Raw genomic sequence first — 19378 nt, 5'->3', positions numbered from 1 at the left:
TCATGCGTGTCGAACAGCCAAACGTGGTCAAGTCGCCAGCTTACTTCCTCGGTAGCCTCGTGCTGTTCGGCGCCACAGCGATCATCCTCACCGCATTGGCATTTGAGCACATCGGCGGATACGCCCCCTGTCCGCTTTGCCTACAGCAGCGCTACGCTTACTACGCGGGTATTCCGCTGGCATTCTTCGCCTTGGTAGCCATCAGCGCAGACCTGCGCCGACTAGCTGCAATTCTCTTTCTCGTGATCGCTATCGCGTTCCTCATCAACACGGGTCTTGGTGTCTACCAGTCGGGGGCCGAATGGGGGTGGTGGCCCGGCCCCGACAGCTGTTCTGGTGGCTCCGGCGTTGTCACGAACGCAAAGGACTTGCTGTCCAGCCTCGAGACGACCTCAGTCATACGTTGCGACGAAGCTTCTTGGCGTTTTGCCCAGCTTTCGTTCGCCGGATGGAACGCCGTGCTGTCACTGATTCTCTTCACTTTGGCACTTAAAGCAGCCTTCGCCAGCGTTTATAAAAAATAATAATATCATAAACTTAAGTTAGATAAATCCGCAGCCCCCTCGTCTATTGCAACACGTCGCAACGCACGACCGTGGCCCGTTCATCACTTGTCTAGCGAAATAACATCGCTCAGCCAGATTGTGGTCTTTTTGTCGCCGGAATAGCACGATTAATTCTCCCTCATTCGCGGAACACAAAGCGAACTGTTGGTGAGTTTGGAGGCGCGGCGATGTCAGTATTTGTTCCAGCCGCGCAGTCGAAATCGGCCCGACGAATTTGGTCATTAAGTCGCGCGTATCAGCACTTGGCTAACTCGCCGTCCGCGTCCTCACCCAGCTCCGTTCCGCAGCTCAGTGTTCTGCGTAAACCGTCCCCAGTAAGCGTTGCGTATGCGTCGAGTTCTGTTGCGTTGAGTTCGTGTTTGTTGCGTCCCGTTGCGTATGAGTCGAACCACCCTTTGAAGAGCACGTTATCCACCGTGTTCTTGCAATTGAGACGAACTGCTCGGCGAAACAAGTGTTTGCGTAATACCGAGCGGTTCGTCCCCATAAAGAACATTATGAGCCGCAGCTCCGAACTCGACTGACCCTCGCCGGGTTCGGTGACAGTGGCCCACCTTGTAAGCGTTGCGTTTGAGTTGTTGCGTTTTCAGTAACCGGTCGCTGGCCGCGTTTCATAGCCAGCCCCACCCGCGTAGCGTTTAGTCCACATCAGTTCAGCGTGAAGTAGAGGCGTATCGTGACAGAAAACAGTGAGACGTGGCGTCAGATCGGCACTTTGCTGAGTAGCGTAATCGGGGCTCACGTCCCCCCGTCCGATGTCCTGAAGCCAAGGGACCCGCGTACGGACGATGAGTGAAGCGTTGGCGTAACTCGTTCAATGACGGCGCGCATACGGCGCGTCGCTTTGAACACGGCATACGAGGAATTCGAGGTGAGACCGCCCTCTGCAGATCACCTCAATCGGAATGGCAGATACGGCAAATGTCTGAGACTTCATCTCGCAAACGGTATCGCGTTTCAAGGTTCAGCGTAGTGATACTGCTGACACGTGTCGTATCTGCCGACCTCGTTCGTTTCAATTGCACCAGGCTCGCATAAGAGCCAGCAAACGCGTAACCGCTGGAGGCAGCACATGTCCCATGAACACATCAACCCGCTACAGTGGCATCAAGCGATCGGCTATGCCCGGCAATCCTGCGCGCGCATCTTCCGCGATGGCGGAACGCCCGCGGACGCACTCGCAGCTTTCGGGATCACTAAGCCGGCCGGCGAGCAGTTCAGCGATTGGAGTAAAGTCGTTGAGGTGATCGCCGAGGAACTCTGCGCGCATCAGCCCTCCCGACGCGCAGCCTGAGGCCGGATCACCCCCAAACTGTGTCGACGAAAGCGATTAAGGCTCGAGTTCGGAATCCCAATAAAGGTAATCGAGCCAGCTTTCGTGCAGGTAATTGGGCGGAAAACGCCGCCCATTGCGGTGAAGCTCGAAAACCGTCGGCCGATAAGGCTCCTGCATAGGCAGCATGCCTACGTCTTCCGGCAATTCGCTGCCTTTGGCGAGATTGCAAGGAGCACATGCGGTCACGACATTATCCCAGCGCGTGAGACCGCCAAGCGCCCGCGGAATCAGATGGTCGAAGGTCAGATCATCTCGCGCGCCGCAATACTGGCAAGAAAACCGGTCGCGCAGGAAAACGTTAAAACGCGTGAAAGCAGGGTAAAGCGCCGGCTTAACGTACGTCTTCAACGAGACGACGCTCGGCAGCCGCATCTTGAAAGAGGGGCTGGAGACATACCGGTCATATTCTGAGACAATATTGACCCGGTCCAGGAAAACGGCCTTCACGGCCTCCTGCCAACTCCAGAGCGACAAAGGATAGTAGCTCAGGGGCCGGAAGTCGGCATTGAGAACCAGGGCCGGACTGGCGTCCGGTATGCACGCTTCAGCGGTCACGATCCTGTTTCCTGACGGTTACCCGACGAGAATCGGTATCGCACCCCGATCCGGACGAAGGAATACTAAACCTGCATGTCAGCTCTGTGAAGCCGTCACAAACACCCAACCCACCGGCAAATGCCGGCCTCGATGAAACGCTTAGATAGTATTCCGCACAAACTCTTCTATCAGCAGGCGAGCCACTTTAGCGAATCATCCCGGCGTTGCAGATGAAATCTTCTTCATCATTCCGTAGTGTGCCCACAGAAGGCGCGCGGCCACACCGCGCCAGGGGCGCCATCGCTCACTGATGTCCTGAAGTTGAGCCGCGTTAGGACGCGCCTCCAACCCCATCACCAAGCGCACCCCCTCCTGCAGAGCCAGGTCGCCGGCAGCAAACCCATCCCGCCGTCCGAGGCAAAACATGATGTAGATGTCAGCCGACCAGGGACCAAAGCCACGCAGGCCGGTCAGTGCTTTGTGGATATCTTGATCTTGAGCGCCATCAAGCGCAGCCACATCGAACGTCCCATCGAGCACCGCTGTCGCTAACGACCGAATCGTTGCGATTTTCGAACGCGACAGACCAAAGCTGCGCAGTGCGTCGTCATCTAGTCTCATAATCTGCGCAGGATCGAACGGGACAACGCCAGCCTCGACCCGCGACCAGATCGCCGCCGCACTTGAAATAGAGAGCTGCTGGCCGACAACTATACGCACGAGTCCCGTAAAACCGCCGGGGCGACGCCTTAATGGCGGGGTACCAACCACATCATGCACACGCCGCATATGCGGGCACTTACGCCTGAGAGCACGAACGCCTTTGGCAATATCTTCTTCAGTCTCGATGACACCGCGTTCAACTACCTTGCCCAAAACCGCACCTCGACCCGATTCCCAACGCCGCTTAAGTTTCTGTAGTTTGACGCCGACGCATTACATCACAGGCAAATGTCCGAACTTCCCGTTCTCCGCTTCGCCCCCAGCCCAAATGGCTACTTGCATTTAGGTCACGCGCTGTCCGCACGCGTTGGACGCCAGCTAGCGCAAAAGCTTCGCGGAAAGTTCTTAGTTCGTATTGAGGACATCGACCAGGGGCGCACACGCGAAGCTTTCGTGTCGGCGATCTTCGAGGACCTCGAATGGTTGGGTTTAACTTGGGACCCAAGGATACTTCGCCAATCACAGGAAACTCCGATCTACCGGCGCGCAGCCGCACACCTACATAAACTCAACCTTCTCTATCCTTGCTTCGCAACTCGCTCCGAGATCGCGATCACGGCAACCGCCGGAGGGCGCGACCCACAACGCGATCCCGACGGCGCCATCGTTTATCCCGGCCTGCACCGCGGCATGCAACAACAAGAGGTAGAGCGCCGCATTACAGCCGGTGAACAGCCCGCCATGCGCATCCGCATGGATGCCGCCATGGAGCTGGCAACGAAGCGTCTGGGAGGGCGCCCGCTAACCTTCCGAGAACTCCATCCCAACGGTGAAATAGAAACGATTGAAGCCCAGCCGCATCGGTGGGGTGACGCCATCATCCAACGCAAGGATTTTCCAGCCAGCTATCACCTTGCCGTGGTGGTCGATGATGCCAGGCAGGGCATCACACATGTCACGCGCGGTCAGGACCTGTTCGCTGCAACCGACATTCACCGGCTCCTCCAAGTCCTCCTCGATCTCCCTGAACCGATCTATCACCATCATCGCCTCCTCGTGGACGCAAACGGAAATAAACTTTCTAAAAGTTCGGGCGCGCGAAGCTTGCGCGATCTGCGAAACACTGGCTGGACCCCAGCTCAAGTCCTTGAAGCCATCAACGACACTCATCAGAATTCACGCGATTTCCCAGTCAGCAGTCGTTAAATTAACCGTAGTCGCCATATCCAGCTTCAAACAGAACGGCTTGGCGAAGCCGCAAACCGCACCGCTGCCCAAAGGACTAACCCGCTTGAGAACACTCCGACCAACGGCCTCCCCAGCATTCGCGCTGACACTGCTGGCCGCACTAATACTTTCAAGCATCGGTGTGAGAGGTGAAGACGCCCCGCAACCGGACGAAAGCTCGCAAACATTTGCGAGTCGGCTGGTGGACGCCGCGCGTGCACAAATATCGGTGCCCACACTCTACGATCCGACCTACCGAAAAATTCCGTACCCTGCTGGCGATGTCCCCTGGTACATCGGCGTTTGTACCGACGTCATCGTACGCGCCTACCGCGAACTCGGAATCGATCTTCAGGAATTGGTACACACATCCAACGTTGGCTCTGGTGATCGCAACATCGACCACCGTCGTGTCAACGTCTTAGGTAAGTTCTTCGCACGCCGTGGCGTGTCACTCCCTATTACCAAAAACCCAAAAGACTATAGCGCCGGCGATCTCGTCACGTATTACGTGCCTGATGGCACCTTTTCAAAAACGCATATTGCCATAGTCTCAAACCGCGAGAACATAAATGGCGTTCCTCTCGTCATTCACAATCGCGGCTATGGCGTGCAGGAAGAAGACTGGCTTTTCGCGGACAAAATAACTGGACATTACAGGTTCCAAACAGAACCACACATGGAGAAACGAACCGAAGAGCAGTAATCCCAGAATCCAATCCCCCTGCAAAACGGCCTTGATTTCGAAAAATATCGAATTGCGCTTCCTTAAAAGTTGAAATGCGAAAGGCTTAGGCAAGGAATCAGTATAAGTATTTATTAACCAATAAAGCCAATCCTACCAAATCGTTGCGCCGGCATCCTCGTACCGCATTTCCACGCACACACGGAACCTATGCGCCATACATGCATTTTCCAATGCAGGGTTGCATCGGCTCCACCTGGAACTACCGATAGGGAAGTGCAATGGGGAATACATCCTCAAGATCCGTGACCGCGCCAGAGACATACGGCCTATCTGCCCAGATCGCAGAGGCCTTTACCGATGTTTTCGGTCAACTGCGCGCGATCGTCTCTTCCGCCCTCCCAACGCGCGCTAGTCCCTCAGACATTCGCCAACGCGCCCAAAGCCTATTGCAGGCCTGCGGGTGGAAGCGCGCACCTGATACTCCGAGGCTTCAGTTCGACGTTGCAAAGCCCCCCGCCATCGTAATGGACGAGAACGCAGCGACGGAAACCAACCCCTGGGTCGACTTCGATGAAGTCAGCTCAATGGCTACGCAACAGGCCTTGCGGCTTGAGGAGCTCCACACGAGCGCGACCAACTGCCTGGATGCCGCTGACTATGCTCTGCAGCGTCTGAAGCTTGAGCTATCCGCCGTGGCACCCAACCTCGTCGCCGGGCTAGATATGACCCCGCTCCCCTTGAATCGCGCAGCGGTAGCCCTGGCAGCCCCCCCGATACCTCACGGACGAGAACTTGCCACCGGCATCGCCGCCTGATCTGTCGACCACTCGTGAAACAAAAAAGACCCGCCGCGAAAAACGCAGACGGGCCTTTCTTGGAATGACAAGCGAAGCTTGAGTTACTCGGCAGCCGCTTCGCCGCCCTCAGCTGCTGCCTTTGCCGCCTCTTCAGCTTCAAGGCGCGCTTCTTCAGCTGCCTTCAGGCGCTCCTGTGCCTTCTTCTTCGGCTTTGCCTTATCCGGGTTGTTGCGTACGTCACGCTTCAAGAGCGAGGCCGCATCCAAGAAGCGTGCAACGCGATCCGTCGGCTGCGCACCAACGGACAGCCAGTACTTCACGCGATCCTCGTCGATCTTAACGCGCTCAGCCGAATCTTTCGGAAGCATTGGATTATAAGAACCGATCCGCTCAATATAACGGCCATCGCGAGGCGATGTCGTATTTGCGGCAACGATGAAATAATAAGGCCGCTTTTTCGCACCACCGCGGGCCAATCTCAATTTAACTGCCATCTAAGTCTTCCTTGCTTTGTCGTGTTCGTTGGTTTCGTTGATCTAACACCACAAGCACCAATCAGCCTGTGGCGTTACATTTCTCAGTTACTTCTTTCGCTTTTTGGAATTTCCCGAAGCCGCACCGCGGCCAAGTCCCGGGAAACCACCGCCGAGCCCAGGCAGCACTCCGCCCCCCAAACCGGGAAGACGTGGCACGCCTGTGCCCGGAACTCCTGGCAGCCCTCCACCTTTCGGCAGGGACTCCTTTAATTCCGACGGAAGCTGTTCAAGCGCCTTGGGATCGAGACGACCGAGTTCAGCCTGCATTGCCTGCATCTCTGCTTCGCTCGGTGATCCACCGCCACCCATGCCGCCAAGCATACGGCCCATCATGCCCTTCTTACCCATGGCCTTCATCATGTCAGCCATCTGCCGGTGCATCTTGATGAGCCGGTTGACGTCTTCCACCTTGGTGCCGGAACCAGCCGCGATACGCCGCTTGCGCTTACCGTCCAGAATCTTCGGATTGCGCCGTTCCTTAGGCGTCATGGACGTGATGATCGCGTGCTGACGCTTGATGATTTTGTCGTCAATATTTGCATCAGCGAGTTGCGACTTGATCTTGCCCATGCCGGGCAGCATGCCCATCAGGCCGCCCATACCCCCGAGCTTCTGCATCTGCTTGAGCTGGTCCGCGAGGTCTTCTAGGTCGAATGCGCCCTTGCGCATCTTCTGCGCGATCGATTTGGCTTTTTCCGCATCGATCGTCTGCGCCGCCTTTTCGACAAGACTGACGACGTCGCCCATACCCAGAATACGGCCGGCGACCCGCTCTGGATGAAAATCTTCCAGGGCGTCCCACTTTTCACCCACACCGAGCAGCTTGATGGGCTTACCTGTGACCGCGCGCATGGACAGTGCAGCACCGCCGCGGCCATCGCCATCCGCACGCGTAAGAACAATGCCCGAGATGCCGATGCGTCCGTCAAACGCTTTCGCGGTGTTAACAGCATCCTGCCCAGTGAGGCTATCAGCCACCAGCAGCACTTCGTGCGGCTGTGTCACGCTGCGAACCTCAGCGACTTCATCCATCAGCTCTTCGTCGACCGTGACGCGACCAGCCGTATCCAGAAGCACCGCGTCATACCCGCCGAGCCGTGCCGCCTCTAGCGCGCGCTTCGCAATCTGGAGCGGGGTTTGTCCGGCAACGATCGGCAGCGTATCGATCTCAGTCTGCTCGCCAAGAACCCGGAGTTGTTCCTGCGCCGCGGGGCGCCGCGTGTCGAGCGACGCCATCAACGCTTTCTTCTTGAAGCGCGTCTTCAGCCGGTAACCGATTTTAGCGGTGGTCGTCGTCTTACCCGACCCCTGCAGACCCACCATCAAAATAGCAACGGGAGGCGTTGCATTGAGATCGATCGGCTCGGCAGTCGAGCCAAGCATCGCCACGAGTTCGTCATGAACGATCTTGACGACCATCTGCCCCGGCGTCACCGACTTGACGACGTCCTGGCCGATGGCCTTAGCCTTAACCTTCTCCGTGAAGTCCTTGACCACATCAAGCGCAACGTCAGCTTCGAGCAACGCCCGGCGGACTTCACGCATGGCCTCCGAGACGTCGCTGTCGGTAAGAGACCCACGACGGGTCAGCTTATCGAGAACGCCGGATAATCGGTCAGAAAGACTTTGAAACATCAACGACCTGCAATCTCTTTTCGCGTGCTGCCGGCATGAAGCCTCAAGCGCCCGCAATCTTCATTTGCTGCCAATCGCGCATCACATGCTCCCGATAGGCCGAGCGTTCCTGAAGGCGCTGGTACCAAGCCTCCACGTTGGGAGCTTCAACATGCTGGATCGGCATCGTGTAGTAACGGAACATAAGAGCCCCGACGACGATGTCCGCAAAACTCAACGCATCGCCAACGATAAAGCTCCTGCCCTCCAGATGGCGGTCCAGAATCGTGAACTGCTCCACCAGCCGCTCCGACGCCGCCGCGATAAGCGCATGATCGCGATTTTCAGCTGTCACCCTGATGTGCTGGTGAAAGCAATTCGTGATCAGATCGCTGTAAAGCGACGATAGAGACCAATCGCTCCATTGCCCGGCCAACGCACGATCTTCCAACTCGGCAGGCGCCAGAACACCATAGGCTTCCGCAAGATAGCGCACGATGGCATTTGACTCCCAAAGGACGAAATCGCCGTCCTGGATAACGGGAATCTTCTTGTTTGGGTTGAGTGCAAGGTATTCCGGCGTATCGGTTTTGCCGAACTCACCACCAACGTCGACGCGCTCATAGGACAGCCCGATTTCATCGGCTGCCCAAAGCACCTTCTGTACGTTGATGGACGTCACACGTCCCCAAATCCTCAACACCACTTGTGCCTCTCTTGCGTCCTGTCCAAACTATCGATCCACCGACTGGCCAAGCAAAAAAGCACCCGCGGGCGAAACTCGCCGGCGGATGTTGCCTCCTTTGCCTCCTGCGCCGATCAACCTGAAAGGGTAACTGCGCCTCGTGCCGAGGAGTGGCTCGATGTACGGGCCTACGTAGATAAGGCCGCGAACCTGTAGCAAACGACAATATTTGTCAATGGTTGGCAGACCGAACTGCCACCGACACCAAGCATAAACACGTGATTGGCCGATGTACGCCGAGAGGTTTAATCACATCCAATGGCTGAAATGCTTGAGCAAGATGAGTAAGAAGCCCCGTGACAAGCCTCCACCAATCTGCAGAGCACGGCTTCACAGCCGGCGCGGAAACCTATGTTAAAGGTCGGCCGGAATATCCCCGTCAGATAACCGAATGGTTAACAAATACGCTCGCCCTAGACGATGGAAGCCAAGCGGTCGACCTTGGCGCCGGCACGGGTAAATTCACGACCTTCCTGAAAAGAACAGGCGCTGAGGTCACCGCCGTAGAGCCCGTGGCAGCTATGCGTATCCAGTTGGCAATGCACCACCCGGGTATTCGCATCACGCCCGGTTCAGCCATGGCGATCCCATTGCCTGATGCATCGGCGGATGCGGTTGTTTGCGCACAAGCGTTCCATTGGTTCGCGAACGAACAGGCACTTAACGAGATACGGCGCGTACTTAAACCGGGCGGACGCCTGGGGCTGGTTTGGAACATCAGGGATGACAACGTCGCCTGGGTCGTGAACCTCATGCAGATTATCGCGCCTTACCAGGGGGCCACGCCGCAGTATGCAACGGGCCACTGGCGAAAATTGTTTCCGGCTAAAGGTTTCGGCCCATTGCAGGAAAAGCAGTTCCCACACAGCCACGCAGGCGCCCCTGACGATGTCATCGTTGCGCGAACACTATCGACAAGCTTCGTTGCCGCACTCCCGGCCTTCGAACGGAAAAAAATCGAAACGCGGGTTCGCGAGCTGATCGCCACAACGCCCGAACTTGCAAACTCAGAAACGGTAACCTTCCCCTATAAGACGTTCGCTTATTACTGCCTAAAAGACTTGCAGTGACAATTTCAGCAGCATCGCCATCTTTCCCGTGCACTTAAAGCCTAGCGTGAAGCCTCATAGTGGACATGGCTATATTTCAAGGTTATCCCGCTCAGGCCGGGGGGCAACAAAAACACGGGGGGCAATCGCCATAATGAGCCGAAATGCGCTCGCCATATCCGCAGCTCTGGCCGCATCCGTCGCTGCCGCGGCCTGCGGCGGCGCCACGTCACCCTTTTCAAAAGCCCCGTCCACCGATCTGGTATTCGTCAGTGCGGCTCAAACGTGGGATCTCAATAAGGACAATTCCGTCACATGTGACGAGTGGGTCCAATACACGACTGAGCTATTCCAGGCTGCAGACCAGGATGGCGACGGGATCGTGACAGCGGAAGAATATAAAAAGATCGTGTCGCAGGATCGCCTGTTCGATGTCGTCGGCATGCCCCACTTCGATGGCAACGGCGATGGTCGTTTGACGTTGCAGGAGTTCACAGGCGCCCGTAATCCAGCCTTCGAGATGCTCGATCGCGACAAGGACTGCAAGATCGCACCAACCGAAATGGTGCAGACACGGCAGATCCAGCAGATGAAGGACAAGGGCAGCGGCCAGCCCAACATGCCCGACGCCGGTCCCGGACGCTACTAAGGCGTCCGGAACGAACCATCGGGCAACCGGCTATTTGCTTTCCGGCGAGAGACGAAGGATCGCCCCGTCGCTCTCGTCAACGAGCAGATAGACCGCGCCGTCCGGCCCCTGTCGCACATCACGGATCCGGAGGCCTTCGTCCTTGAGAAGGATCTCCTGCCCGACGACCTGTCCATCTTTCATAACGAGCCGCGCGAGCTGAGCGCCCGCCAATCCACCAACGAGGAAATTCCCTTTCCACTGTGGAAAGAGGTCTCCGGTGTAAAGTTCGAGCCCCGATGTCGCGATCGACGGGTCCCAGTAATAAACGGGTTGCTCCATCCCGGCCTTTTCAGTCCCAATTCCGATTTTCGCACCCGAGTAGTCGCGCCCATACGTGATGACCGGCCAACCGTAGTTCTTACCCTTTTCAGGGTGGTTCAACTCGTCGCCACCGCGCGCACCGTGCTCCACGGTCCAGAGCTGGCCGGTTTCTACGTCGAGCACCGCCCCTTGAATATTGCGGTGTCCGATCGACCAGATCTCTGGCTTCCAGCCCTCAGGTTTTGGGTTGTCGTCTGGAATAGACCCATCGGCGTTGATGCGAATGACTTTGCCGACCGTTTCGTCGGGGTTCTGCGCAGGTTCGCCTTGGCCACGATCACCTGTCGTAATGAACAGAACGCCTTTCTTGTCGATCACAATCCGCGACCCGAAGTGCCGGGTCGTGCTGTAGGCGGGCTGCTGCTGAAAGATGACCTTCACATCGCTTAAACGGCCACCGTCGTCCGTGAGTTCAAGACGCGCCCGCGCGACTGCTGTTGCGGCCTTCCCACCATCGCGCGGTTCTGCGTAGGAAAGGAACAGCATGCCGTCATCAGCGAAATTGTGTGACAACCGCACATCGAGCAGACCGCCCTGTCCACGCGCGTAGACTTTCGGCACCTCCGAAACAGGCTTGGACAGCTGACCATCCTTCGAGACAATCCTCAGCCGCCCCGGACGCTCGGTGACCAACATGCGCCCATCGGGGAGGAATTGAAGGCCCCATGGATTTTCCAACCCTTCGACCACTGTCTCAACCGTCACAGACGTCGCCGGAACCTTCGGTGCATTGGTCTGCGCAGCTAACGCCCCCTCCGCGCTCACCAAAGCAAGAGCGCCCACGACGCCAGCCGCGACAAAAGAGAGATCGCTTTTACATTTAGTCACCCGTTCTTCCTCCTGATGATCATCTGTTTTGATTGGTCTGCCACAAGGGGAGTCTCACTTCGTACCCTTGCCTGAACATTCAAGGCTTTAGCCGGAGGGAACGGGTTTCAAAACGCGGGAGGATCACGCAGCCAATCGTGTTTCAGGCCAACTGCGGCAATACGTTGCACATAGCGATCCGGATCGCGCAGATGCACATGCTCGTAGGCAATCGGCGTTAAACGGCCAGCCACAACGTCGATGAGTTCGCCTGGCTGCAAAAGAAACGCGGGATTCGAAGGCTTTCCAAACCGGCCGTTTCCCGCGGCAAAAGTCTCATAGATCAGAAGCCCGGTATCCGACACCGCCGCCACAATCCCGGGCAAGAGCGGCCGCCAGAGATAATTCGTAACGATCACCCCATCACAGGTCCCGGCCGGCACCGGAAATGGTGAACCGTCTTCAAGGTCCAGCTCAACCAGATCAACATTGGCTGGCCAGCGGCCGGCTTCACCCGTGAGCGTATCTCGCGCGCGTGACGTATCTCTGTCGATCCCGGTCACAACGTAGCCTGCACCCAACGCCAAGCTGAGATGCCGCCCACTGCCGCAAGCCACGTCCAGGACACGGCCGCCTGGGCGAACACCTGGCAGAAACCGTCTCACCCATTCCGAAGCATCCTTCGACAAAGCACTTCGGCAGCCCTGCTGCCGCCCCTAATTTGCATCAACCAACCATCTTGCACGGGCGCAATTGCCAATGCACAAGCCTCCGCCATATAAGGGACCATGCAGACGGCGCAAAACATCCCATTTCGCAAAATGAACGGGCTCGGCAACGAGATTCTCGTCGTTGATCTACGCGGCCGCGCCAAATCCTTCAGTGAAGCTGAAGTGAAAAATCTCGCAGGACGCGCAGAAACGCACTTCGACCAGATGATGGTGCTGCACGACCCTTCAACCCCGGGAACCACGGCATTTGTCCGGATCTATAATGCGGACGGATCGCAGGTTTCAGCATGTGGAAACGGAACACGCTGCGTCGCGCTGAGCGTCGCTGAAGACACCGGCCAGACAGAAATGACATTCGAAACCGACGCCGGGCTGCTGGCCGCCCGCGTTGAGAGCGCAGACCGCATAACCGTGGATATGGGTGTACCGAAATTCGACTGGCAGGACATTCCTCTTGCCGAAGAATTTCGTGATACGCGCGCCATCGAGTTGCAGATCGGGCCAATCGACGCGCCGATCCTCCATTCCCCCTCCGTGGCGAACGTAGGCAATCCTCATGCGATCTTCTGGGTTGAGGACGTCGCCGCGTACGATCTCGCCCGCTTCGGACCACTGCTCGAAAACCATCCTGTATTCCCGGAACGCGCCAACATATCATTGGCGCAGGTTGTCTCTCGCGAACACATCATCCTCAGAACCTGGGAGCGTGGCGCAGGGTTAACAAAGGCTTGTGGCTCCGCCGCCTGCGCCGCAGCCGTATGCGCTATGCGCAAGCGTCTCACCGAGCGTCGCGTTACAGTGACCCTGCCGGGCGGAAACCTCGAAATTGAATGGACCGCGGCCGACCGAATACTGATGACGGGCGCTGCTACACACGAACATGCTGGAATTTTGCCTGAAGCACCGGCACCAGCCACCTAACTGCCCAGTTCTGGCCGGATCTGCTGAGACTTGCTTTTACTAGGCCAAGATGTCACGTCACGCAGGGCCGTCGTGCCTATCATCTCAGGCACCCCGCTCATCAACAGCAAATGCGAATGACCGAACCGACCATCATCACCCTTGGCTGCCGACTGAACACCTACGAGTCCGAGGTGATGCGTCGCCACGCCAATGATGCCGGCCTTGAGGATACGGTCATCATCAATACATGCGCGGTGACAGCCGAAGCCGTGCGCCAAGCCAAGCAGACCATACGCAAAATGCGGCGCGATCGGCCCAACGCGCGCATCATTGTCACGGGCTGCGCAGCGCAGATCGAACCGGAAAAATTTGCTGAATTGGCGGAGGTCGACCACGTGATCGGCAACGCCGAAAAACTGCAAGCAGACACCTTCAAAGGGCTGTCGCTCGACGAGAGCGAACGCGTTGTCGTCAACGACATCATGAGCGTCACCGAAACAGCCGCGCACATGATCGATAGCTTCGGATCGCGAACACGCGCTTACGTTCAAGTCCAAAACGGCTGCGATCATCGCTGCACGTTCTGCATCATCCCTTACGGCCGCGGACCGTCGCGATCCGTCCCGGCCGGAGAGGTCGTGAACGAAATTCGCAGGCTCGTAGAAAACGGTTATCCCGAAATCGTTCTGACCGGCGTCGACATGACGGCCTACGGCCGCGATCTGCCGGGCCAGATGACTCTGGGCAAGCTCGTACGCAAGGTCTTAAATCTCGTTCCAGAACTCCGACGTCTACGCCTGTCCTCCATCGATCAAGTGGAAGCCGATCCGGATTTGATGGATGCAATCGCTGAAGAAGACCGGCTCATGCCGCACCTACATTTGTCCATGCAGGCGGGCGACGACATGATCCTGAAGCGTATGAAGCGGCGGCACACGAGTTCGGACGCCATTGCGTTCTGCGAACGCGTCCGCGCCATGCGTCCCGATGTTGCATTCGGCGCCGACTTGATCGCAGGCTTCCCGACTGAAACAGACGAGATGTTCGCGAACACGATGCGTATCGCCGAAGCTTGCGGCCTCACCTATCTTCACGTGTTTCCGTTCTCCCCTCGAACAGGCACACCCGCCGCGCGGATGCCGCAGGTCGCCAAGCCCGTTATCAAGCAGCGCGCAGCACAGCTTCGCGAACTGGGCGATCGGCTCCTGACCACTTATTTGAATAGTCAGACCGGCCGGACCTTTGAGACATTGATGGAAAAGCCGACGTTCGGGCGCACCGAGCAATTCACCGAGATCCTGATCGAGGATATAAACGCCGAACCTGGCGTTCTGATGCAAGCAAAGGTCATCGGCCACGACGGCCGCAGGCTCGTTGGCGAGGCAGTAGTTTGAGCGAGCAAAAAGGCAAACGGCGCGGGATGTTTGGCCGCCTCTTCGGACGCGAGACAAGCGTCGAAGAAACAGGGCCCGAGGATGCGCCCAAAACACCGGATGAGATCCAAAGCCACGAGAGCGCTGAACACACGTCTGACGTTGAAGCCGGCACCGTCACTAACGACTTGAGCGAAGGCGCTGTTACGGACACGCATCCTCGGTCCGGGACAGAGTTCGCCGTGACGGCGGTGGAAGAGTTCTCCCCCGATGTCGCGTCAGAAGCCCCAACAGAGCCCGAAAAACCCACTCAGCAAAGCTGGTTCCAAAAACTCAGATCCGGCCTGACGAAAACGTCATCACGCCTTTCTGATGGAATCACCGGTATCTTCACTAAAAAGAAACTCGATGCGACAACGCTAGAGGATCTTGAAGACCTGCTGATTCAAGCCGACCTGGGCGTCGACACGGCAATGCGCATTACCGATACACTCTCAAAGGGGCGCTACGAAAAAGGCATTGCCCCCGAAGACGTACGCCGCGTGCTCGCAGAGGAGGTCGAACGTGTTCTGGCCCCCGTCGCCCAAACTTTGGAGCTGAACGCCTCAGCTCGCCCCCACGTCATCCTGGTCGTTGGAGTCAACGGAGCTGGTAAAACCACGACAATCGGCAAGCTCGCCGCAAAATTCGCTGCAGATGGCAAAAAGGTGATGCTCGCGGCTGGAGATACATTTCGCGCTGCAGCAATAGACCAGCTCAAGATCTGGGGTGAACGCACCGGTTCGCCTGTGATCGCCCGTGACGTGGGTGCCGATTCTTCAGGCTTGGCTTACGATGCCTTGAAAGCGGCGCGCGAGGGCCAATATGACGTGCTTATTGTCGATACGGCTGGCCGACTACAGAATAAACAAGCTTTAATGGACGAACTGGTGAAGGTTGTTCGCGTGCTCCGAAAGCTGGACCCGGACGCCCCCCATGACGTGACGCTGGTCCTTGACGCGACCACAGGTCAAAACGCCATGCAGCAGGTCGAAGTATTCCGCGAACGGGCCGGTGTTACGGCCTTGATAATGACGAAATTGGATGGGACCGCCCGGGGTGGAATTCTTGTCTCGATCGCGTCCAAATTCGCCATTCCCGTATATGCCATTGGCGTCGGGGAAGGAGTTGAAGACCTCCAACCTTTCGACGCCGCACAGTTCGCGAAAGCGATAGCGTCCATGTGACGAGAAGAAGACCTGGGGGGCAAACAGTGGTGCTCAACTCGAGGGCCATGCCGAACAAAAAGGAACTGTGGGACTGATGACCCAGCGCCGGCGTTTCTATCCGTTCACCGCCGAACAAACCGTCAATATTTTGAGCGAGTTCGGCCCCCTCGTGGCGATGTTTATCGTCAACGCCATTGCCGGCATCAACGCCGGAACATGGGCACTGATGATCACGACCGGCTTGGCGATGGTTGCCATGCTCCGAGTCCTCGGGCGACTGCCGATCTTTCCACTTATAGCCTCAAGCGTCACCGTCGCCTTTGGCGCCATGACACTGCTGACTGGCGATCCGATGTGGATTCAGATCAAGGTAACGATCTTCAACATCATGTTCGCCGTGTTCTTGTTCGGCGGCTTGATGGCCGGAAAAAATTTCTTCAAGTACATTTTTGAACAGACATTCCACTACACAAAGGAAGGCTGGGACCGCTTCACCTGGAGCTTTGCTTGGTTCTTCGTTTTGACTGCGATCCTGAATGAGGTGGTGCGTCAAACATTTATCGACACCCACGTCTATGACGTGCTGGGCTTTCAGATGGACGGCGTCAACATCTGGATCCTGTTCAAAGTTGCTTTCATCATGCCGTTGTCGGGTCTGTATGCTTGGTATCTGACGCGCCTGATGCAAAAGTACCGTATTGAGGATAAGAAGGCGCCCGCAGAAGTCGGTCCCGGCGGAGTTGCGACCGCAGGCAAGGGCATGGAGTTCGCCAAGCCGAACGAGCAAAAAAAACCATCCTCAACGCTGCGGCAAGCTGGCGCCGATCTCAAGCCTTAAACGTCGTCGAAAACGTGCACACGGATCCGGCCATGAGGGGTTCCCTAATGGCTAGGCGCCTGCCAAAATAATCAACCGAAGCTCGCCATCTCTGCGCAAGAAAACGGCAAGGACGAAGGACGCGATGACCAATTCCGCCGCACCGGACAGCAGAAACAATACCAAGCCTGTCCAAAGCGACGCAGAACCGGCGGTAGGGGGAGCTCAACTCGGCAAAATGTTGCTTGAGGTTGGCCCACTTGGGGTCTTTTTCTTTGCGAATTCGCAAGGCGGCATATTTTGGGGGACGGGGTGCTTTATGGCAGCAACGCTCGTCGCACTGTCCCTGTCTTTCATAATCTATAAAAAAATTCCCATCATGCCCCTCATCTCGGGGGTATTCATTCTTGTATTCGGCGCATTGACGCTTTGGCTGCACGACGATCTCTTCATCAAGATCAAACCAACCCTGGTGAATACCCTATTTGGGTCGATCCTGGCAGCAGGCCTGTTCTTCAATCAATATTTGCTGAAGTACGTGTTTGGAGAAGTCTTCCGTCTGAGGGATGAAGGGTGGAAGTTACTGACGATCCGCTGGGCTATGTTTTTCTTTTTGCTCGCAGCTCTCAACGAGATCGTGTGGCGTAACTTTTCCGACGAGTTCTGGATCAGCTTCAAGCTATTCGGCATCATGCCTTTGACACTCGTCTTCGCGATGGCTCAGGTCGGATTACTCAAGAAATATGATGCAAGTCCGAAAACACCATAGCTGCTCGCCAAATTGTTGACGGAAAAACTCATCATTTCCGAGACACCTGACTTGTCAGGGTAAGGCCGATTATTGGTCGGCCCTAATATAATATTTATGCAGACCTATGGAACCATCCGCATATCTACGTCATTGCTAATTTTTTATGAAACGAAACTCGTTCTGCGCCTATTTCCAACAACAGCTGACTTCAGATGGCCAAAAAAGCAAAAAGCGCTTCGCCTAAACTCACCTCCGGCTCCTCGCCAAGCGACGTACTGGAACGTTCACCCATCCATCTCCTGCATCGTGCAAGCCAATGTGCGGGCAACATATTTCAGGCCGAGATGGGTACAGAAGATTTGACCCCCCGCCAATATGCGCTGCTCGTTGCAATCGCGCAGAATGAAGGGCTCAGCCAAACCGATCTCGTTCAACGTACTGGAATTGATCGGTCAACCCTGGCCGACGTCATTCGCCGCATGTTGAAGAAGGGTCTCGTACAACGTCGTCGGACCCGGGAGGATGCGCGGGCTTACGCCGTAAAGCTCACCGAGCTGGGGCGGCGCTCCCTGCAGGCATGCGAACCGCTGGCCCGTCGCGTCGACCAACGGATTCTCACCGCACTTCCAAACCAGGAACAGCGGGAGCGGTTCATAGCGGACTTGCTGACGATCGTCTCTGCCCTGGGCAGTATGGAAACGACGATGATAGCAGAGGCACCAAAGGGAAAACGCAAAACCTAGCGTTTCACGTCTTACGTCCCGAAACACAAAAAACCGGCCGCACGTTTTGCGGCCGGTTTTTGCAAGCAATCCTTACGCGGCGGCACGATCCTTCAGAAGCCCGCGATTGATGAGCGTCTCTGCAATCTGAACGGTGTTCAGCGCCGCACCTTTGAGAAGATTGTCTGAAACGATCCAAAGCGCCAGACCGTTGTCGACCGTCGCATCCTCGCGGATACGCGAAACGTAGGTCGCATACTCCCCCGCGGCTTCGCACGGCGTGACATAGCCACCAGGCTCGCGCTTATCGACGACCATGATCCCCGGGCTCGTGCGCAGAATCTCCCGCGCCTCTTCAACGGTGATAGGGCGTTCAAACTCGATGTTCACCGCTTCCGAATGGCCGACAAAGACCGGCACGCGCACACACGTCGCCGTAAGCTTGATCTTCTTATCAATGATCTTCTTCGTCTCAACCATCATCTTCCATTCCTCTTTCGTGTAGCCGTCTTCCATGAAGACGTCGATGTGAGGAATGCAGTTGAAAGCGATCTCCTTCGGAAACTTGGTCGGTTCGACTTCTTGCCCCGGAACGAACTTACCCTTGGTCTGCGCCCAAAGCTCGTCCATCGCATCCTTGCCCGCACCGGAAACGGACTGATACGTCGAAACAACCACTCGCTTGATGCCGGCCACATCATGAAGGGGCTTCAACGCAACAACGAGCTGAGCCGTCGAACAGTTGGGATTGGCGATGATGTTCTTCTTCGTGAAGCCGGCAACGGCATCCGCATTGACCTCCGGCACGATCAGAGGAACATCGACGTCGTAGCGCCAGCACGACGAATTATCGATTACGACACAGCCTTGCGCGCCAATCTTGGGGCTCCATTCCTTCGAAACGGAAGAGCCAGCCGACATTAGGCAAAGGTCTGTCTGGGAAAAATCGTAAGTCTCAAGGTCGCGGCATTTCAAAACGCTGTCACCAAAGGATACTTCCTTGCCAAGCGAACGCCGCGAGGCAAGAGCGATCACTTCGTCAGCAGGAAACTCACGCTCGGCAAGCACATTCAGCATTTCGCGGCCCACGTTACCCGTGGCACCGACAACGGCGACCTTATAGCCCATAAAGGAATCCTCGAAGTTCATGCCGCCACGGCGGGAAGCATGTTTCCGGTGGCGCGATTAAATGGCGACGGCGTCCCATACTCGGGGTTGACGCGCGTTTCAAGGCGTCTCGCGACAATCCTTAGTGATGGCCCGTCGGCAATTCGGGCCTTCCTTACACGAAATTGG

Annotated in this window: 21 protein-coding genes; 13 read left to right on the top strand and 8 right to left on the bottom strand. The window is 56.8% G+C overall.

The features are described from left to right. Positions 1-2: 2 nt before the first annotated feature. Positions 3-524: a disulfide bond formation protein B gene (locus K5845_RS14660; protein ID WP_287959343.1), complete on the top strand. Its 522-nt coding sequence runs from the start codon at positions 3-5 to the stop codon at positions 522-524. 1114 nt (positions 525-1638) lie between these two features. After that, the gene (locus tag K5845_RS14655; RefSeq protein WP_046476840.1) at positions 1639-1860 is read left to right on the top strand and encodes a hypothetical protein; all 222 of its coding nucleotides are present in this window, start codon (positions 1639-1641) and stop codon (positions 1858-1860) included. A gap of 36 nt (positions 1861-1896) precedes the next feature. Here K5845_RS14655 and K5845_RS14650 read toward each other — a convergent pair whose 3' ends face one another. Further along, on the bottom strand, positions 1897-2457 hold the full coding sequence (locus K5845_RS14650) for an HNH endonuclease (protein ID WP_046476842.1): 561 nt from the start codon (positions 2455-2457) through the stop codon (positions 1897-1899). Between the two features lie 195 nt (positions 2458-2652). Continuing rightward, entirely contained in the window at positions 2653-3315 is a 663-nt protein-coding gene (locus K5845_RS14645; RefSeq protein WP_046476843.1) for a DNA-3-methyladenine glycosylase family protein, read from the bottom strand. A gap of 75 nt (positions 3316-3390) precedes the next feature. Between K5845_RS14645 and gluQRS the strand changes: the two genes are divergently transcribed. The 3 genes from gluQRS to K5845_RS14630 all read left to right on the top strand — a co-directional run bounded on the left by gluQRS (position 3391) and on the right by K5845_RS14630 (position 5832). Next, positions 3391-4308 carry a tRNA glutamyl-Q(34) synthetase GluQRS gene (gene gluQRS / locus K5845_RS14640; protein WP_090230479.1) on the top strand — a complete coding sequence of 306 codons (918 nt, stop codon included), beginning with the start codon at positions 3391-3393 and terminating at the stop codon, positions 4306-4308. Between the two features lie 85 nt (positions 4309-4393). Next, entirely contained in the window at positions 4394-5035 is a 642-nt protein-coding gene (locus K5845_RS14635; protein WP_197540878.1) for a DUF1287 domain-containing protein, read from the top strand. 260 nt (positions 5036-5295) lie between these two features. Beyond that, positions 5296-5832, top strand: coding sequence for a protein kinase family protein (locus K5845_RS14630; protein WP_046476848.1), 537 nt, complete (start codon positions 5296-5298; stop codon positions 5830-5832). Positions 5833-5915: 83 nt separating this feature from the next. Here the strand turns inward: K5845_RS14630 and rpsP are convergent, their stop codons facing one another. The 3 genes from rpsP to K5845_RS14615 all read right to left on the bottom strand — a co-directional run bounded on the left by rpsP (position 5916) and on the right by K5845_RS14615 (position 8670). Further along, the gene (gene rpsP, locus K5845_RS14625) at positions 5916-6308 is read right to left on the bottom strand and encodes a 30S ribosomal protein S16 (protein ID WP_287959342.1); all 393 of its coding nucleotides are present in this window, start codon (positions 6306-6308) and stop codon (positions 5916-5918) included. A gap of 87 nt (positions 6309-6395) precedes the next feature. Further along, positions 6396-7985, bottom strand: coding sequence for a signal recognition particle protein (ffh, locus tag K5845_RS14620; RefSeq protein WP_046476853.1), 1590 nt, complete (start codon positions 7983-7985; stop codon positions 6396-6398). A 43-nt stretch (positions 7986-8028) separates the two neighbouring features. Continuing rightward, a complete protein-coding gene (locus K5845_RS14615; RefSeq protein ID WP_197540879.1) occupies positions 8029-8670 on the bottom strand; it encodes a glutathione S-transferase family protein in 642 nt (213 codons plus the stop codon). A 335-nt stretch (positions 8671-9005) separates the two neighbouring features. On the opposite strand from K5845_RS14615, the gene K5845_RS14610 reads away from it, so the two are divergent. Together K5845_RS14610 and K5845_RS14605 are read left to right on the top strand one after the other, a co-directional pair. Beyond that, positions 9006-9779, top strand: a complete 774-nt coding sequence (locus tag K5845_RS14610) for a class I SAM-dependent methyltransferase (RefSeq protein ID WP_287959341.1) — start codon at positions 9006-9008, stop codon at positions 9777-9779. Between the two features lie 133 nt (positions 9780-9912). Further along, complete coding sequence (locus tag K5845_RS14605) at positions 9913-10407, top strand: EF-hand domain-containing protein (protein WP_046476857.1); 495 nt, start codon at positions 9913-9915, stop codon at positions 10405-10407. A gap of 30 nt (positions 10408-10437) precedes the next feature. Here the strand turns inward: K5845_RS14605 and K5845_RS14600 are convergent, their stop codons facing one another. Next, positions 10438-11598 carry a PQQ-dependent sugar dehydrogenase gene (locus K5845_RS14600; RefSeq protein ID WP_287959340.1) on the bottom strand — a complete coding sequence of 387 codons (1161 nt, stop codon included), beginning with the start codon at positions 11596-11598 and terminating at the stop codon, positions 10438-10440. A 107-nt stretch (positions 11599-11705) separates the two neighbouring features. Then, on the bottom strand, positions 11706-12242 hold the full coding sequence (locus K5845_RS14595; protein WP_287959339.1) for a class I SAM-dependent methyltransferase: 537 nt from the start codon (positions 12240-12242) through the stop codon (positions 11706-11708). Between the two features lie 123 nt (positions 12243-12365). Between K5845_RS14595 and dapF the strand changes: the two genes are divergently transcribed. The 6 genes from dapF (at position 12366) to K5845_RS14565 (ending at position 18103) form a co-directional block, all read left to right on the top strand. Continuing rightward, the gene (gene dapF, locus K5845_RS14590) at positions 12366-13229 is read left to right on the top strand and encodes a diaminopimelate epimerase (RefSeq protein WP_046476862.1); all 864 of its coding nucleotides are present in this window, start codon (positions 12366-12368) and stop codon (positions 13227-13229) included. Positions 13230-13345: 116 nt separating this feature from the next. Beyond that, a complete protein-coding gene (mtaB, locus tag K5845_RS14585; RefSeq protein ID WP_046476864.1) occupies positions 13346-14605 on the top strand; it encodes a tRNA (N(6)-L-threonylcarbamoyladenosine(37)-C(2))-methylthiotransferase MtaB in 1260 nt (419 codons plus the stop codon). Then, positions 14602-15810, top strand: a complete 1209-nt coding sequence (gene ftsY, locus K5845_RS14580; RefSeq protein WP_287959338.1) for a signal recognition particle-docking protein FtsY — start codon at positions 14602-14604, stop codon at positions 15808-15810. Before mtaB ends, ftsY begins: the two co-directional genes overlap by 4 nt. 76 nt (positions 15811-15886) lie before the next feature. Next, positions 15887-16630, top strand: a complete 744-nt coding sequence (locus K5845_RS14575) for an inner membrane-spanning protein YciB (protein WP_076605280.1) — start codon at positions 15887-15889, stop codon at positions 16628-16630. Between the two features lie 124 nt (positions 16631-16754). Continuing rightward, on the top strand, positions 16755-17378 hold the full coding sequence (locus K5845_RS14570) for a septation protein A (protein ID WP_046476869.1): 624 nt from the start codon (positions 16755-16757) through the stop codon (positions 17376-17378). Between the two features lie 326 nt (positions 17379-17704). Beyond that, positions 17705-18103, top strand: coding sequence for a MarR family winged helix-turn-helix transcriptional regulator (locus tag K5845_RS14565; RefSeq protein WP_244512506.1), 399 nt, complete (start codon positions 17705-17707; stop codon positions 18101-18103). 72 nt (positions 18104-18175) lie between these two features. Here the strand turns inward: K5845_RS14565 and K5845_RS14560 are convergent, their stop codons facing one another. After that, positions 18176-19210, bottom strand: a complete 1035-nt coding sequence (locus K5845_RS14560) for an aspartate-semialdehyde dehydrogenase (protein ID WP_046479935.1) — start codon at positions 19208-19210, stop codon at positions 18176-18178. Positions 19211-19378: the final 168 nt, after the last annotated feature.

Origin of the sequence: Filomicrobium sp., assembly GCF_025698805.1 — a bacterium.
In the GTDB taxonomy this organism is placed as follows: Bacteria; Pseudomonadota; Alphaproteobacteria; order Rhizobiales; family Hyphomicrobiaceae; genus Filomicrobium; species Filomicrobium insigne.
The sequence above is the reverse complement of the archived record's forward strand: the minus strand, read 5'-3'. Positions and strand labels throughout refer to the sequence as shown.